At 53.3% G+C, this 858-nt stretch carries 1 protein-coding gene; it reads right to left on the reverse strand.

Translation table 11 applies throughout. The annotated features are described in order from the left end of the window. The coding region (locus J7438_RS26180; protein ID WP_209278960.1) for a hypothetical protein at positions 1-858 on the reverse strand (858 nt) is incomplete at both ends.

The following is an 858-nucleotide window of genomic DNA, read 5'->3' on the forward strand; positions in this document are numbered from 1 at the left end:
GGTACTCCAAAGCGCGCAAATATGCGGCAAGAAAGTTTCAGAAGACTCTTCTTTTCATCCGAGGCTAGCCATTGAATAAAGGCTTGCACTTTCGTCTTTTCCGGTAAGCCTTTGCCATGACACATGGCGGAAATATTGGTGACCAGTGCCCGGTCGAGCGGTTTGCCCTTAACGTCCTCGTCTTTGCCCTCCTGCCACCCCTCTTTCAAGCAGAGCAGCATCAGGAAGGCCTTCACGTCCTTATCTTTCGGTAAGCCTTTGCCATTACACATGGAGGAAATATTGGTGACCAGTGCCCGGTCAAGCGGTTTGCCCTTAACGTCCTCGTCTTTGCCCTCCTGCCAGCCCTGTTTCAAGCAGGGCAGCGTCAGGAAGGCCTTCACGTCCTTATCTTTCGGTAAGCCTTTGCCATTACACATGGAGGAAATATTGGTGACCAGTGCCCGGTCGAGCGGATTGCCCTTAACGTCCTCGTTTTTGCCCTCCTGCCAGCCCTCTTTCAAGCAGGGCAGGGTCAGAATGGCCTTCACGTCCTTATCTTTCGGTAAGCCTTTGCCATTACACATGGAGGAAATATTGGTGAGCAGTGCCCGGTCGAGCGGTTTGCCCTTAACGTCCTCGTCTTTACCCTCCTGCCAGCCCTCTTTCAAGCAGGGCAGGGTCAGAAAGGCCTTCACATCCTTATCTTTCGGTAAGCCTTTGCCATTACACATGGAGGAAATATTGGTGAGCAGTGCCCGGTCGAGCGGTTTGCCCTTAACGTCCTCGTCTTTGCCCTCCTGCCAGCCCTCTTTCAAGCAGGGCAGGGTCAGGAAGGCCTTCACGTCCTGATCTTTCGGTAAGCCTTTGCCATGACAC

Origin of the sequence: Thalassotalea sp. G20_0, from assembly GCF_017744175.1 — a bacterium.
Taxonomy (GTDB): domain Bacteria; phylum Pseudomonadota; class Gammaproteobacteria; order Pseudomonadales; family Endozoicomonadaceae; genus Endozoicomonas.